General features: G+C 45.6%; 9 protein-coding genes. 5 read left to right on the top strand and 4 right to left on the bottom strand.

Annotation, left to right across the window (positions count from 1 at the left end):
• The first annotated feature begins 765 nt into the window (after nt 1–765).
• Together AC4IE7_RS19580 and AC4IE7_RS19575 are read left to right on the top strand one after the other, a co-directional pair.
• Nucleotides 766–1,824 (top strand): HD domain-containing phosphohydrolase, encoded by a 1,059-nt coding sequence (locus AC4IE7_RS19580; RefSeq protein WP_490778556.1) that lies wholly within the window; start codon nt 766–768, stop codon nt 1,822–1,824.
• Nucleotides 1,821–3,734, top strand: coding sequence for a response regulator (locus AC4IE7_RS19575; protein WP_490778555.1), 1,914 nt, complete (start codon nt 1,821–1,823; stop codon nt 3,732–3,734). Before AC4IE7_RS19580 ends, AC4IE7_RS19575 begins: the two co-directional genes overlap by 4 nt.
• Nucleotides 3,735–3,985: 251 nt before the next feature.
• Here the strand turns inward: AC4IE7_RS19575 and AC4IE7_RS19570 are convergent, their stop codons facing one another.
• From AC4IE7_RS19570 to AC4IE7_RS19555, 4 genes are all read right to left on the bottom strand, one after another.
• Nucleotides 3,986–6,514 carry a hybrid sensor histidine kinase/response regulator gene (locus AC4IE7_RS19570; RefSeq protein ID WP_490778554.1) on the bottom strand — a complete coding sequence of 843 codons (2,529 nt, stop codon included), beginning with the start codon at nt 6,512–6,514 and terminating at the stop codon, nt 3,986–3,988.
• Between the two features lie 270 nt (nt 6,515–6,784).
• Nucleotides 6,785–9,286 (bottom strand): ATP-dependent helicase HrpB, encoded by a 2,502-nt coding sequence (gene hrpB / locus AC4IE7_RS19565; protein ID WP_490778553.1) that lies wholly within the window; start codon nt 9,284–9,286, stop codon nt 6,785–6,787.
• A complete protein-coding gene (locus tag AC4IE7_RS19560; protein ID WP_490778552.1) occupies nt 9,287–11,188 on the bottom strand; it encodes an ATP-binding protein in 1,902 nt (633 codons plus the stop codon).
• Nucleotides 11,185–11,382 carry a nodulation protein E gene (locus tag AC4IE7_RS19555; protein ID WP_490778551.1) on the bottom strand — a complete coding sequence of 66 codons (198 nt, stop codon included), beginning with the start codon at nt 11,380–11,382 and terminating at the stop codon, nt 11,185–11,187. Before AC4IE7_RS19555 ends, AC4IE7_RS19560 begins: the two co-directional genes overlap by 4 nt.
• A gap of 514 nt (nt 11,383–11,896) precedes the next feature.
• Here AC4IE7_RS19555 and AC4IE7_RS19550 point away from each other — a divergent pair.
• The 3 genes from AC4IE7_RS19550 (at nt 11,897) to AC4IE7_RS19540 (ending at nt 15,684) form a co-directional block, all read left to right on the top strand.
• Nucleotides 11,897–12,508, top strand: coding sequence for a TetR family transcriptional regulator (locus AC4IE7_RS19550; RefSeq protein ID WP_490778550.1), 612 nt, complete (start codon nt 11,897–11,899; stop codon nt 12,506–12,508).
• A 117-nt stretch (nt 12,509–12,625) separates the two neighbouring features.
• Nucleotides 12,626–14,908 (top strand): efflux RND transporter permease subunit, encoded by a 2,283-nt coding sequence (locus AC4IE7_RS19545; RefSeq protein WP_490778549.1) that lies wholly within the window; start codon nt 12,626–12,628, stop codon nt 14,906–14,908.
• Nucleotides 14,905–15,684 carry an outer membrane lipoprotein-sorting protein gene (locus AC4IE7_RS19540; RefSeq protein WP_490778548.1) on the top strand — a complete coding sequence of 260 codons (780 nt, stop codon included), beginning with the start codon at nt 14,905–14,907 and terminating at the stop codon, nt 15,682–15,684. The genes AC4IE7_RS19545 and AC4IE7_RS19540 overlap by 4 nt, the downstream gene beginning before the upstream one ends.
• Nucleotides 15,685–15,691 lie beyond the last annotated feature (7 nt).

The raw sequence follows: 15,691 nt of genomic DNA, 5'->3' as shown, positions 1-15,691 counted from the left end.
ATTCAAACTGTCAGCCCCCTAACAACACGCCATCTTCAGAGGTGACTTCGCAGCATAAGGCCTACTTTTTATATATAATACAATATGTTACTGAATATACATACTAAAATTATGGAATATAGGCATTGTACCCAGTTGTAACTCCTTAGTTGAGATTCAAGCAATTACATGCACATGCAAAATATCTAAAAAAAACTGAGTCCCCCAAGTGATTCAGCTAATCTCGCTAAATTGATCTTCCACTCGCTGTATCCAGGTGAGCTGGAGACTGCTACATTTAAGAGCACCTCTATTAATAGAGGTGCTCTTAACTTGAAATTGAAATAGCCAGCTACTTATATAGTTGGGCAGCGCATACCCTGGAGGTGATTTAATTAAGCGGCTATAAGATCGCTAATAACCGGGAGGATACTAGAAAAAAGCAACGATCTAACATAGGGCTAACCAAACATCCTCACTTGGATTTAGCAGCAAAACACTCAAATCTATTTCTATCGCGTTATAAATAAAAATAAGCTAACATTTCGGGAAGTTAATTCGTGCAAATATCGAATATAACAAAGCTCAATTTATTACCTGAATTCATAAATTCAGTTTCCAGTTAAATCTGTTATGTGTAATCAACAGTGGTACTGGTTGTTCAACAGCTAAAAATCTGAATGAAATTCGGAGATCGATAAAGCATTGAGCCTGCTAGCCGTTATTGAAACAGACAGACTTGCAAACGATCACAGTACTAATAAACAGGGTTAAGTATCTATCTATATGTCTCACGTACTCATCATTGATGACCAATCGATTACCCGGATGATCCTGCAAGAGCTGGTTGGATCAATAGATACCGACATATCATCTACCTGTTTTGCTGATCCAACACAAGCACTCGAATGGGCTAAGACCCACGAAATCGACTTAGTCATTACTGATTATAAAATGCCGCAAATGGACGGTATTAAGTTTATCAAATGGCTTAGACGCATCCCAAGATGCAATGATGTACCGGTGATGATTGTTACCTGTGTAGAAGACCAGTCTGTACGATATATGGCCCTTGAATCGGGTGCCAACGATTTCATTACCAAGCCAATAGATCACACTGAATGTCGTGCCCGTTGCCACAACATGTTGACAATGAGCCGACAACGGAAAATGATTAAAGATCGTGCTATTTTACTAGAGCAGGAGATACGCAAAACCACACAGGAACTGCATGACCGGGAACAGGAAACTCTAATGCGTCTGGCTAAGGCTGGCGAGTATAGAGATGAAGATACGGGTAATCATATATTGCGTATATCCAGATACTCTCTTTTAATTGCAAAGAAGCTGGATCTATCTCAAGAACGTTGCGATTTGATTGCTCAGTCCTCTCCTATGCATGATATCGGCAAAATAGGTATACCCGACGCGATTCTGCTTAAACCTGGAAAACTGACACCTGATGAGTTTAAGACCATGCAGCAACATACACTTCTTGGTTACGAAATACTGAAAAACAGCTTATCAAAATATATTCAAATCGGTGCGGTTATTGCGTTAAACCACCATGAAAAATATAACGGACAGGGGTATCCAAATCAATTGAGCGGTGACGAAATACCATTAGAAGCCCGTATCGTCGCTGTTGCCGATGTTTTCGATGCTTTAGTATCGGATAGACCGTACAAAAAAAGTTGGTCAATTGACAAGGCCATTGACTATATTAGCCAGGAAAGAGGAAACCATTTCGACCCTGATTGCACAGATGCATTTCTCAGTGAAATGCAGGAAGTGGAAACCATCCACTACGCGTTACGTGGAAATCCCGAAGGAACATACTCTTGAACATACAACCCAGGAACAATCGACAGACTCATAATCTGACAGGAGACCATGTCTACTATAGTCTCAGTTTTTTAGCCAGCTGCGCTGTACTCTGCGGACTTGTCATCACCTACTTCTGGTCTGCCACCTCTCTGATCGGGCTCGGTGTACTTCTTCTGACCAGTCAGTTTATGCTGATCCGTTTGATACAAAACCTCAAAAACCTGCATACGTCTAACCTGCTCACACGTAGCATGTCAATCATTCTGGATCAGGTATTTCTAAGTCTGATTACATTTGTAGGCAGCTCGATTCTGCTATTTTTGCCTCTTAGTAGCTTACTGATCTTTGCTGCGCGCTCTTTTGGCAGAAACTATCTTTGGCTGGCAATGGTAACTGGGTTTATATCGATAACCATAACACTAAATATTGTATTTCAGATGGACCTACCGAAAGCAGTACTCTTCAGTCTGCTCGCCCTCTGTCCACCCATTCTGGTATCTATCAGAAAAAGTAGTGTTTCGGCTCGCAATCTTCCTCAATCGGACGAAGTAGCGGAGTTGCCACAGCTTGACGAGGTTTCAACAGATAACCCTGAAGAATCTAAAGAGAGCCAACAGTTTACAGGCACTCCAGTTGATCAAAAAATACAGCGGGTTCTGATACTTTCAAGAAACACCAGTACCACTTCCCTATTATCACAGCAACTCTTCAACTGGGGACATGACGTAACGACCTGCAGCAATAGCTTACAGGCATTCAAGCATATGCTGTCTCGCAGCCAGGGTGAAGTATATACCCCTTACTCCTGTCTCATTGTCGATGGTGAAAACCTGGATATAGAACCCCTATCCCTGGCACGCTTGATAAAAAACGAACCACTACTCACTAAGGTACGGTTGATCTGTATACAGTCCTCATTCTTCAATGAAAAGTATGCTCACAGGTTACTTCGTGCAGGTTATCACACGCTTCTGGAATCTCCCTGGAGCAAGGAACAACTATTCAGCATCATCAGCTACGACCCGAACACCTTTACACCGGCAGAGAATGTCGTCAGCCTGGTAAAACATCGTACAATTAAAAAAGCTTACACCCGCCAAAAAGTAATATTACTGGCAGACGCCGTATCCCTGGAGCGTGATTCACTTAGCCAGGCACTGAGTAACGCCGGCTACAGAATCCACCTGGCAGACAATGGTGATCAGGCCCTTGATGCACTGGAAGAACATTTTTTCGATTTAGCTATTATCAATTTACAACTACCTGTCATGAGTGGTATTCAGGTTGTCAAACTGCATCGATTTACCACACCTTACAAGCAGTGGGTACCCTTCATCTTTATGAATGACGAAGATAACCCTGAGATACTCAACCTATGCCATAGTATTGGCGTGGATATTTGTCTCTTTAAACCGATCACGCCCCAGGAGGTCATACTTTCAATTCTCGCAGCACTCGATAAGGGTGACCTGCAGAATCTGACTTATGTTTCCCGCAAGACAGACCCCATCCAGTTTAAGAATAACCGTATCCAGGATGCCATGTTGCTTGACCACATGACACTTCTAAGACTGGAAAAGCTGGATAGCGGCATCTCGTTAATAAACGATCTATTTAAGATTTTCGAATCTGAAGGACGGGGCATTCTGCGGCAAATGGAAAAAGCTGTGGCTCACCGTCAACTTGGGCAGTTTCTCGATCAGGCGCAAATACTTTTAGACAGTTCAGGTCAACTGGGTGCGGTACTGCTTTACGAACTAAGCCAACAGGCAGCTAAACTCTCCGCCAGAGAGTTTGAGTACAAAGGCTCAGATATACTGAGTGAAATTGAACAGACCTTTAATCTAACACTCCAGGCTTATGCGCTCTATCTCTCGCAAAGAGCCTCTGCCACGCAATCCGAACCAAACAGTAACCCTTCAAATTGAGCCAACAGGCATAGTAGATGAGTCCTGGTTGGTGTTTCATGCTAGCGGCCCACTACTGTCGTGTCCTACGATGTTAGCGTGACTAGAAGCTATTAGCCGCTAGGCGGCGTTCCGTAGGGAATGGCGTACCCTTGCATGGAAGGCAACGCCCCGAAGGAAGTGCCCTTGGGGTGCAACGCGGTTGATAGCTTCTCGTCGCGCCCAAAGGGAGGGCCTCTAAAAACGTCAAACAATATAAGACACTGCAATAGCTATCTGCTTACCTTCAAAGAACTACGGTAGTGTTGAAGCACTTGACAGGTAATGCTGAAGGTTGTAGATATTTTTTTCATTAATTTAATGCCCATCTCATCAAATTCAGACTGTTTAATATGTACAGCTGACAAACAGATACTCATCAGAGAATATGCACCGATGCCTGAAGCATTATCAGCAAGTGCATGGGCACAATCCTTATATTGGCTAATATTCTTCTCTTCTACTGCCTGATGCATAGCTACTAGCAGTTCCTCACAATCATTTAAAAAGCTATCGTATAGCTGCCCCAAAAATTCCGGCTCTTTACTCAGCTGCTCAAGCCCTTTGAGTATTGTCTTATCAAGCACCCTGCTCCTCTTTTCCTGACTCTCCGGTCGAGTAGGTTGATCAATTATCATATCGGTAGCTACAGCAGAGACATCCTCCCCTAATATCTCCCTAACCACATCCAATAAATGTGCAGACCGGACAGGCTTTGTGAGATATGCATTGACACCAACCTCATCACACAAGTCAGCCGCCTCTCGGGTTGCATTTGCAGTTAGAATGATAAACGGGAGATTGTTCGTGCCATGATCAGTAGCACGATAGGATTTAATAACATCAATACCACTGATATCGGGCATTTGCAGATCCAGTATTGCCAGATCGAACGTCTGCTCATTGAGTTTTTCTATCGCTTGATTACCATGACTGACCACCTCAACATGGTGCCCCTGTAACTCTAATATTTTTTTCACCACCTTTTGATTAATCAGATTATCTTCAGCTAATAGAATATCTGATTTTTTTGAAAGGCTGTGTTCTACCGATGAGAATATTCTTGGAGGCATGGAATAGCTATGAGTTCGCTTTAAGGCATATTGCAATACATGGTGAACTTTTTCATTGGTTACGGGAGTGCTCATAACAGCACTATAGCCTTCATGACATAGCGTCGTTTCTCTTTCTTGATTTTTCGAATGGTGTGTTACACATACCATTTCCAGTTCATCCAAACTCCTTTCAGATCGTATAACCTGTATTAATTCATCGCTGGAAAATAGACTGTGGGTCTCATCAACTATTACAATATCGTAAGGCTCTTCCACTTTCACTGCATTCAGCAATTCCAGAAAGCCCTCAGCGATACTATTATAAACTTTTACGTTTACCTGCCACTCCTGCAATCCATCCAACAGCTGTTGTGGTTCTGCCAGCAGGTCGGAAAACAGTAGCACCCTTGCCTCATTTATACGTTTCTCATCAAGCGGGTAATCCGAAGGAATTGCAGGAATCTGGAACCAAAATCGACTACCCTTTCCCAATCGACTCTCTACACCAATAGAGCCTCCTAGCAGTTCAACCAACTGTTTAGTAATCGAGGTACCCAACCCACTACCTGAATAATGGCGAGTTGCTGAATTATCACCCTGCTCAAAGCGTTCAAAAACAATTTTCTGCTGGCTCTCAGAAATCCCAATACCACTATCTACTATTTCAAAACAGATACGCGGCACTGAATCTACAGGATCCCCATGCTGGTAGGGCGTGACTTTTAAAGCTATGCTGCCATGCTCTGTATATTTAATCGCGTTACTTAGAAGGTTGATCAGAATCTGTCTGAGTAACTTTGGATCGGTTTTTATAAATGGCGAGACATCCAAATCAAGCAGCTTACTCAACTCTATACCCTTTGCATCTGAAGCTGGCTTTAACATTGAAACCACACTATCCACCAGAGCAAAAATATTCTGGTCACTATAGCTGACTTCTACTTTTCCGGCCTCAATTTTGGAAAAGTCAAGAATCTCCTCTATCAGATTGAGCAGGGTCTCCGCTGAAGCCTGAATTGCCGACATAATCTCCCGCTGTTCAACACCCATTGGGGTTCTTGCCAATAAGTCAGTCATACCGACCACACCATTAAGTGGCGTACGAATTTCATGGCTCATATTCGCCAAAAATCTGCTCTTAGCTTGGTTGGATGCGTCTGCTCGCTCTTTTTCAGACTCAATTCGCTTTAGTAATAATGCGACATAAAGGGTTGTAACCAGTAACCCCACCAGCAATCCAATACCGAGTATCTGCTGCTCTCTCCAGTAATCACTGACAACTATCACCGATGCGAATCCCAGAGTGGAAAAAGCACTTGTAAAATAGAGTGAGGGAGTACCATAACGAAAACCATTTCCCAGACTGACCCACAAATAGAATACATAGAGCATCGCTGCACTCTCACCACCGAACCACATAACAGCAGTGATCATATTGACGTCGAACAACATCGTTAAAGTTCGGCGCAGGCGAAATTGATCAGGCCGCCATGCAATTGCCCCGATAATGAGCAGACTGCATATTGTATAGGCAAATGCATAAACATATAGGATTTCTGATTCATCAACAGAAACCAAATAATGGATGGACAAAGCGTAGACACACATCAGCAATGCGATGGCTAATCTCACAAGGGACTGCTCTGACTCCTTGTCAGGGGCCTTTTTGAATTGGCTGATGAATTTTTGCCACAGGTTACCAAGCATACTGTTCTAATCCGATACTGACCGTTGTTACTCAAGACCCTTTTTGAAGAGGCTCAGTTGTATCTTAGCCTATGCAATATGAACCCATACTATACTCTCCATGAGAGGATTTTAAGACAACTGTCTCTAAATACAGTCTATTCGGCCCAGACGTCTTGAGAGGTTTATTATACAGTATCGCTGTCCGTTCAATAATTCGTGAAAAAAACTGAAGTACCTACATTCTTAATCTTTTGAGTTGTGACTCTACTAGTCAAGTCTAATCTTCTATCAAGATTTTCTGGGTTTGGTTCTGTTGGTAGCCTCTGCCTGCAATGGATCATCTGGCCAATAGTGTTTTGGATAGCGCCCTTTTAGCTCTTTTTTAACCTCAGAATAGGTTCTTATCCAGAAACCGGCAAGATCGTCAGTAATCTGGATCGGTCGTTGTGCCGGTGAGAGAAGATGAAGCATAACTGGTACTTGTTTGTTACAAATCTTTGGGGTCTCGGCAAGACCAAACATCTCCTGTAACCTAACCGCCAGAACCGGACCAGCATCCCTGGTATATTGCAACGCAATCTTTGAACCACTGGGTACTTTTAGATGGGTGGGTGCCCATTGATTCAGAGACTGTTGCTGCTCCCAAGTCAGTTGGGTTTGCAAGATAGTCAACAGATCGAGTCGTTGTAACTGTTCTTTATTTAGGATGGATTCAAGCCAAGGGCCTAACCACGTCTCAAGATGTTCTATTAGCCAATGATCAGAGAGATCGGGCCAGTTACTATCATCAGTGTGACTACCCAACCAAATAACCCTATCCTGCCATTGACGCACTGAGCGTGACCAGGGTAATGCATCCAGCCCCATTATTCGAATGCCGTCAATCATAGCGGCTTTAATCAGTTCTGAGTCCCCGGAAGGCAAAGGCTTTCGGCTTAAAACCAATGCACCCAAACGCTCTTCGAGAGAGCTACTTACTCGCTGCAGCCGTTTATCCCATAGAATCTCCTGCAGATGGTTAATCCTGGTTTCCGGTAAACTGCGAATCTCTTCCAAATCAATGCTGGTAGCCAACCTGACACGGCCCTCACTTTGCCCTGCATCCAATTGTGCAGCCACCAAAAATGGTTCGTTAGCCAGCGGGTCATGCTCTGCGAGACGAACAGCTCTGCCATTCACCAAACGAAATCGTGCATGACCAGTGCGTTGAGCCAGTCGATCTGGAAAAGCCAGAGCCAAAAGTTGTCCCACGGATAGCTGCTTCTGTTGATGACAATCCTTGTGCTGCAAACGACGTAACCAATCCTTGCTTATTCGATCGATATAGCGGCATGAAGAAGCTGTTGCATTAGCTGGCGCCCTCTTTTCACGCCAGGCATTCAACAGTCTCAATCTCAAAGCCAGATCACATCCCTCCTCCCTGCTGGAAATGATATCCCGTTCACTCAGCAGAGAGACAATATCGCTGACGAGCTCTCTCTTTTCACTAGATGTATGCACCAGCATGTGCGCCAATCTAGGGTGTGTTGGCAGTTCAACCATACGCCGTCCCAGAGTCGTGATCCTGCCATGTTCGTCGAGGGCTCCCAAAACCTGCAGTAGATCGATTGCCTGACTGAAGGCGCCTCTTGGCGGTGGATCAAGCCAGCGAAGTTGCATTGGATCAGCAACCCCCCAGGAAGCCAGCTGTAGTGCCAATGGCGCTAAATCGGTCTGCAGGATCTCTGCTGGATGGTGAGCCTGAAGTTGTGTGTGATAGGATTCTGCGCATATGCGGTAGCAGATACCTGGACCAAGGCGGCCTGCCCGTCCGGCCCGTTGTACTGCGGCTGCCTGGGAAACTGGAACAGTCTCCAATCTTGTCAGACCTATACCCGGAAGAAATCGGGGCATTCGAGACCATCCACAATCAACCACTACTTTAATTCCCTCGATTGTGAGACTGGTCTCTGCAATAGAGGTGGTTAGTACGATTCGACGTCGTTTTTTCTGGTCAGGAAGTATGGCACGATCCTGTGCAGCTTTTGGTAGATCTCCGTATAAAGGAGTGATCAGAGGCACCCTTTCATAGTCGGAGAAGCGACTCCCGAGTAGCTTCTCAACACTACGAATTTCAGCTACCCCCGGAAGGAAGGCTAGCACATCCCCTGTCTCACACTGACATGCCCGAACAATTGCCCCCGCAACTTGCTCGGCAATCTTACGTTTTTCAGGTATCTGCTCCAGGTAGTGACAGGTTACAGGAAACTGACGACCCAGTGCTTGAACTATAGGCGCATCATCCATCAACGCACTGATGCGTTTCTGATCCAGGGTAGCGGACATCACCAGCAGATGAAGATCCTCCCGCAGTCCTTGCTGCGCATCGAGTGTCAGGGCGAGAGAGAGATCACTATGGAGATTGCGCTCATGAAACTCGTCGAAGATAACCAGACCTACACCCGGCAATTCAGGATTCTGTTGCAATCTTCGGGTCAGAATCCCTTCAGTCACCACTTCAATTCGGGTCTTGCGGGAGACTTTGCGTTCCAAGCGTATGCTGTAACCAACTCGCTCACCAACCGATTCACCAAGCAGGCTGGCCATTCTGCTGGCAGCGGCACGAGCCGCCAGACGCCTGGGTTCAAGCAGCAAAATTCCCCCACCATTCAGCCAAGATGAATCAAGTAGCTCGAGTGGTACCAGGGTGGTTTTACCCGACCCTGGTGGCGCACTCAATACTGCTCTGCGATGTGACTCCAGTGCCCTGTTGAGATCGGGAATAACCTGCTTAACTGGAAGATCTGACACTCAATCCCGAGCTGCCGGCAGTGATTCATACTCCCTATCGCACTGGACATGCATATCAAACTTCAGATCATCAGCAAAATCCTGGGCCACTATCCAGATCTGCTTCAACTCCTCACTCAATGTTGGCAGAACAGTTAGAGCGCTGCGGGTACGCTTCTCATCGAAGAAAGCAAACGGCTCATCCAGAAACAGAAATTGACCACCCTGTACAGCCCGACCAACCAGCTCTTGAGATAAAGCCAATCGTACAGCAAGCATTATCTGACGTTGGGTACCACTGGAGATCTCATCCAGATCCATAAAATCACGTTTTTCACTGGAGAAGGCTCGCACTGTCAGATCATCATCGATCTGCAGGTGTTCGTATCTATTCTCTGTAAACAGCGGTAGTGTCTTGCTTACCAAGCCACGCAGCTTTCTGTTGAATTGGTGAGAAACCTCTCGGGAAGTCCCCTGAATCAGTTCATCTGCCAAACTGCAGATATCGATATGCTGCTGCCGTTCATCGATCTTCTCCTTAAGACTCGACTGCATCTCTTTCAGCCGAGTCGCTCTATCGAGCCGCTCCTGTTCAATGGCAATGGCCTGGTCAAGTTCACCTGAACGTCGCCTGGTACTCTCCAAACCCAGACCTAACAGATCCAGTTCATTCGCGACACCATCCCGCACCTCAGCTAAAGAAGCGCTCCAATCTGCAATGCGACCACTGAGTCGCACCCGTGCAGCTCGGTCGACTACTTCCGCAGGGGGATTGCTCTCGACAGATTCCTGTTCGACCTCTTCCTCAACCACATCACTATTCAAGGATTGCTCAGGCGCCTCTTCCGTAGAGGCATCCTCTTGAGGCAATCCATCCAGATTGTTAATTGCAGTGGCAAGTGCAGCTGCAGTCTCATTAAAACCCGCAACCGAACGCTTAAGAGCAGAGCGTCTGATCAAAAAGATCAAAAACAGCAGCGCGAACGCCCCAGCTGCGTATAACAACCAGGGAAGCATTGCCATCTCCCAATTGGGGACCATTTGCCCAAGCCAGCTATTCAAGCTTACTGACCAATCATGTTCTGGAAGCTTACCCAGCAGATACCAGGCACCGCCAGCAACAGCAGCAAGAATCAAAAACAGAAAACTGAAAAAACCAGCACTCCCAGACTTTGAACGCGCTTTATCCCGTTTTGGTATCACATCCTGATATGCTGTGGCAGCCCCACCCAGTTCATCAATCAGTCGCTGGGTTTCATCCATGCGCTGATTGACCTCATGGCGCTCACTCTCCAGACCAGGCATCAGTCCTGGGTTGATATCCAGCTCCTCCACTTGCTTCTGCAAGCCACCTAACTCCTGATTACGCTGTTCCAGTTCCTGGTGTGTCTCTGCGCGGTCTTCCTGACAGGCAGCAGCACAATATTCAAGGGTGACCAAGCCGGCCATTGTCTTAACAGCATAACTGTGGGGATGGGGTGTAGTGATCTCTCGTTGAGCAAGATAGAAGGATTCAACAAACTCCTCATACTCAAAGCCAATCAGTTGATAGATCTTGTCAGCCACCTGCTCCACGCCCCGCACAACCTGATCATCATCATCGACTCCGAAGGGTGATAGACGGGCACTGTGATTTCCAGCGTCATCCAAAAAGCGCTCAAGCTGGTACTTCTGGCCATCAGCAGCTGAGAATTCCAGTTCAGCAGAACAGTGTGTTTCACCCCAGCGGATAATTTTGGTTAGCTCATCCACATCCAGGGAAAAGGTTCTGCCAAACAGGGCAAAACAGACCGTTTCACCAATAGAGCTTTTACCCGACTCATTCGGCCCGGATATAGCAATCAACCCCTGTTCAGGGATCTCATTTATATTCAGGCTACTGTACTTCAGTACATTTTTAGCATTGATCGAATGTATGATCATGACCAACCCTCATCAGCTAATACCCGAAGCTTGCTCAAGACCATCTCAATAGCCTGATCGAACGCCTGCTCATCAAACGACTCCCCTGAATTCAGTCTACGCTCCCGTTCAGCATTGCAATAATCCAGAAACTCAGTGGCGGATGGCCCTATTTGCATATTCTGCTGTTGGGTAGTCTTTTCAGACGTTGACATACTGGATCCCCCTTTTTGTTGTATACCGGCTGCCCCCGATCACCGCCATCCCAGATCAAATAGATCTATTCAAAGCATAACCATAGCGGTAGTCAAGCACGCTCAGTATAGGGAGTTCTGATCGAGAGGTCATCATTATTAGCCCAGCAACCAAACAGATTACTTTCAGCCCCAGCGCACCTTCACAAAGCAAGGCACCAAAACACCTCTATAGATGACCTACAGCAAGTTTGAAAACCCACTCTGTATGCAGAGAGCGCTCTGCATGTCTGAAAAATCATAAAGTTAGGAGTTCAAGGAATCGATTCGAACGCCAGGTTATAGTGCCCGTTACATCTTGTTACTCAGCGATACATCTCAGAAAAGATCTATTCGTTGGCTCCAGTAATAATCGATCCAACATTGTCAGAATTTATTCTCCTATCAATATTGATTGCTACTCTATTTTTGACAAAATCAGATCCCACATACATACTGGTTGGTATGTTACATAGATAGTATATGGATAAATCTCATGGTAGATGCGGATAAAACACGTCAAGCTCTGCTTGAGGCAGCATATGAAGAGATTTACCGCGATGGGTTTCAGGCAGCAAGCCTGAGTGCCATTTTGGAAAGAACCGGTGTAACGAAAGGCGCTCTCTACCACCATTTCAGTAGCAAACTGGAGCTTGGCTACGCTGTCGTCGATGAAGAAATCAGTAACAAGCTCCACCAGCTTTGGATACAACCTCTACAGAATGAGGGGAATCCAATTGATATCCTGGTTGAGACAATTGAGCTGGCTGGTCAGCAGATTACAGATAAGCAACTCTATCTAGGCTGCCCTCTAAATAATCTGGCACAAGAGATGTCTCCTATCGATGCTGGCTTCCGTATGCGCATAGATCAGTTGTATCAACAGTGGTTGAAAAGTATCGAGCACCTAATAAGTAAAGGTCAACACAGTGGCAAGGTAAAAACATCAATAGATGCTGCTGATACAGCACTATTTATTATTGCTTCTCTAGAGGGGTGTCTTGGAATTGCTAAAAATGCTCAAAGTCATGATGAACTTGAACGCTGTGGAAAAGGACTAATTGGCTATCTCAATAACCTTCGTGCAGAGACCTCATCGACTTACTAACCAAGGGATTGGATATGTTATTAGGGAATTTCTGAATTAAGTCTGTGTGATCAATTCATGAATTGATCAGTGGTTCCTTATCCTAATAAGCAAGAATACGACGACAAGGAATAAAACATGAGTGAACTCTTCTTTAGATTTGTTTTAAAGCACAAAATTATAGTGCTACTGCTCTCTGTTGCGATCAGTCTGCTCATGGGTAGCGGCGTACAACATCTGCGTTTCAACAACGACTACCGAATGTTTTTCAGTGAGGAGAACCCGCAACTGAATGCATTTGAACAACTTCAGAATACCTATACAAAAACAGATAATATTCTGTTTGTCATAGAACCGAAGGATGGCAAGGTATTTACCCATGAGACCCTGACAGCAGTATCTGAATTGACCCATGAAGCCTGGCAAATCCCCTATTCCATACGCGTGGATTCCATTACAAACTTTCAGTACACCTATGCTGAAGGTGACGACCTGATAGTGGAAGACCTGGTACTAAACCCAGAATCACTGGATGATAATACCCTGGCTGAAAAACAACAGATCGCCACTACGGATCCTCTGCTGGTTAACCGATTGATTTCACCCCCCGCCCATACCACAGGGGTTAATGTTACTGTTCAGTTACCTGGAAAAAAATTGACTGAGGTACCCGAAGCGGCAGCTAAGGCCATGGATATGGCCAAAAACCTGGAAGCCAAATATCCCAACATCAAGGTTCATCTGACTGGTATGGTGATGATGAACAATGCCTTTCCCACAGCTTCGCAGGATGACATGAAGAGCCTCTATCCGGTTATGTTTGCTGCTGTATCGCTGGTATTAGTATTGATGCTTCGATCCATACCGGGTACGGTTTCAACCCTGATTATCATTGTGCTGATGATTATCGCCACATTGGGAGTGACAGGTTGGCTTGGCATCAAGATGTCTCCACCGACCACCACAGTCCCCATTGTCATCATGACGCTGGCTATAGCCGACTGCGTACACATACTGGTTAATTTCCTCCATTTCATGCGCGATGGAGAATCAAAATATCAGGCCATGATGGAGAGCCTGCGGATTAACCTACAACCGATATTTCTCACCACTCTGACCACCATGATCGGTTTTCTGAGTCTCAATTTTAGCGACGCACCACCGTTTCGTGACATGGGCAACATGGCAGCAATGGGTGTAGTTCTGGCATTTCTACTGTCAATCACTTTTTTGCCTGCAATGATGATGCTGTTACCAGTGAAAGCATTGAGTGGTGACACCATGGGTAGCATTGCCATGGTACGCTTCGCCGAATTTGTCATACGCAACAAGAAACGACTCTTATGGGGCATGGGCCTACTCATCCTATTTTTAATTGCGCAGATCCCAAACAACCGCCTGGACGATCAATTTGTAAAATATTTCGATGAGACTATCACCTTTCGTCAAGCCACCGATTTCGCCACTGAGAACCTGACTGGGATCTATCGAATCGAGTATTCACTGGACAGTAAGGAGACTGGGGGAATCAACGACCCTGCATACCTCCATAAAGTAGAAGAGTTCGCCCAATGGTACAGACAACAGCCCGATGTACTTCATGTCAACTCCATTACAGATATCATGAAGCGCCTCAATCGAAATATGCATGAAGATAATGACAGCTGGTATCGATTACCTGACCAGAGAGACCTTTCTGCTCAATATCTGTTGCTCTACGAGTTCTCGCTTCCTTTTGGTCTCGACCTGAACAATCAGATCAATGTTAAGAAATCAGCTACTCGACTGACAGTCACCTTGAATAGCATCTCCACTCAGCAACTTCTCAAGATCGAAGAGGATGCACAGCAATGGCTGCTTGCCAACGCCCCAGATTTACGCAGTGATGGCGCAAGTCCTTCAGTCATGTTCGCTCATATCGGCAGTCGCAATATCATTGCCATGTTGAAGGGCACAACCATTGCGTTAGTTGTAATCTCCTTTATCCTGGTCATTGCACTTAAATCACTCAGGATTGGAGCTATAAGTCTGATTCCTAACTTAGTCCCCATAGGTATGGCTTTCGGACTCTGGGGCTTGACTGTTGGCGAAATCGGCTTGGCACTCTCAATTGTCAGTGGCATGACACTGGGCATAGTCGTCGATGATACTGTTCATTTTCTGAGTAAGTATCTCCGTGCACGGCGTGAAAAAAACCTCCCCAGGGAAGATGCAGTACGTTACGCTTTCTCGACAGTGGGTACCGCACTATGGGTAACTTCTCTGGTTCTGATCGTTGGTTTCGGTATCCTTGCCTTCTCCCAATTCCAACTCAATGCCGGCATGGGGCTACTGACTGCAATAACACTGGGGCTTGCCCTGATTGCCGACTTTCTGTTTCTACCCCCGCTGCTAATCTATTTCGGAGGAAAAAAATCATGACATTAAGGATATTACTCACCTCATTACTGCTTATCCCCACAGCCATGGTGGCAGCAACCCCTGAGGAGAAGGGCTTGGAAATAGCCACTGAGGTCGAGGCCAGAGATACAGGCTTTCACGACTTTAAAGCGACCATGACCATGCTGCTGAAAAACAGGCATGGTGAGGAGAGCCTGCGGGATATGCGTAATCAGACCCTAGAGGTAGAGAACGACGGTGATAAAACTTTAGTGGTTTTCGATGAACCAAGAGATGTCAAAGGCACTGCGCTGCTCAGTTTTTCCCACAAGGTGGGAGATGATGATCAGTGGCTCTATCTACCTGCACTAAAACGGGTAAAGCGAATTGCCTCACGTAATAAGTCTGGACCTTTCATGGGCAGTGAATTTGCCTATGAGGATATATCCTCTCAGGAAGTTGAAAAATATACCTATAAATATATTGCCGACAATGAACATGAGGGTATTGCTTCATTTCTTATCGAACGATATCCAGTTGATCCCAACTCAGGTTATACACGGCAACAATTATCGATTGACAAGGAGAGGTATATCCCCTTGAAGATCGACTACTACGACCGAAAAAACGCCCTCTTGAAAACCTTGGTTTTTCGTGGCTATCAACAGTACCTGAATCAATACTGGCGGGCCAAAGAGATGTTTATGGATAACCATCAGACAGGAAAAAGCACCCTATTGACCTGGACAGAGTATAATTTTCGCAGCGGCCTGACTGACTCTGATTTCAATAAGAACAGTCTCAAGCGTGCCAGATAGGGAGATT

It is taken from the genome of Candidatus Thiodiazotropha sp. AKAK3 (assembly GCF_058244645.1).
The sequence above is the reverse complement of the archived record's forward strand: the minus strand, read 5'-3'. Positions and strand labels throughout refer to the sequence as shown.

What these genes read in the sequence shown, in the direction of transcription:
- AC4IE7_RS19555 (WP_490778551.1), bottom strand. Translation starts at nt 11,382, where the DNA reads ATGTCAACGTCTGAAAAGACTACCCAACAGCAGAATATGCAAATAGGG.
- AC4IE7_RS19580 (WP_490778556.1), top strand. Translation starts at nt 766, where the DNA reads ATGTCTCACGTACTCATCATTGATGACCAATCGATTACCCGGATGATC.
- AC4IE7_RS19540 (WP_490778548.1), top strand. Translation starts at nt 14,905, where the DNA reads ATGACATTAAGGATATTACTCACCTCATTACTGCTTATCCCCACAGCC.
- AC4IE7_RS19570 (WP_490778554.1), bottom strand. Translation starts at nt 6,514, where the DNA reads ATGCTTGGTAACCTGTGGCAAAAATTCATCAGCCAATTCAAAAAGGCC.
- AC4IE7_RS19560 (WP_490778552.1), bottom strand. Translation starts at nt 11,188, where the DNA reads ATGATCATACATTCGATCAATGCTAAAAATGTACTGAAGTACAGTAGC.
- AC4IE7_RS19545 (WP_490778549.1), top strand. Translation starts at nt 12,626, where the DNA reads ATGAGTGAACTCTTCTTTAGATTTGTTTTAAAGCACAAAATTATAGTG.
- AC4IE7_RS19550 (WP_490778550.1), top strand. Translation starts at nt 11,897, where the DNA reads ATGGTAGATGCGGATAAAACACGTCAAGCTCTGCTTGAGGCAGCATAT.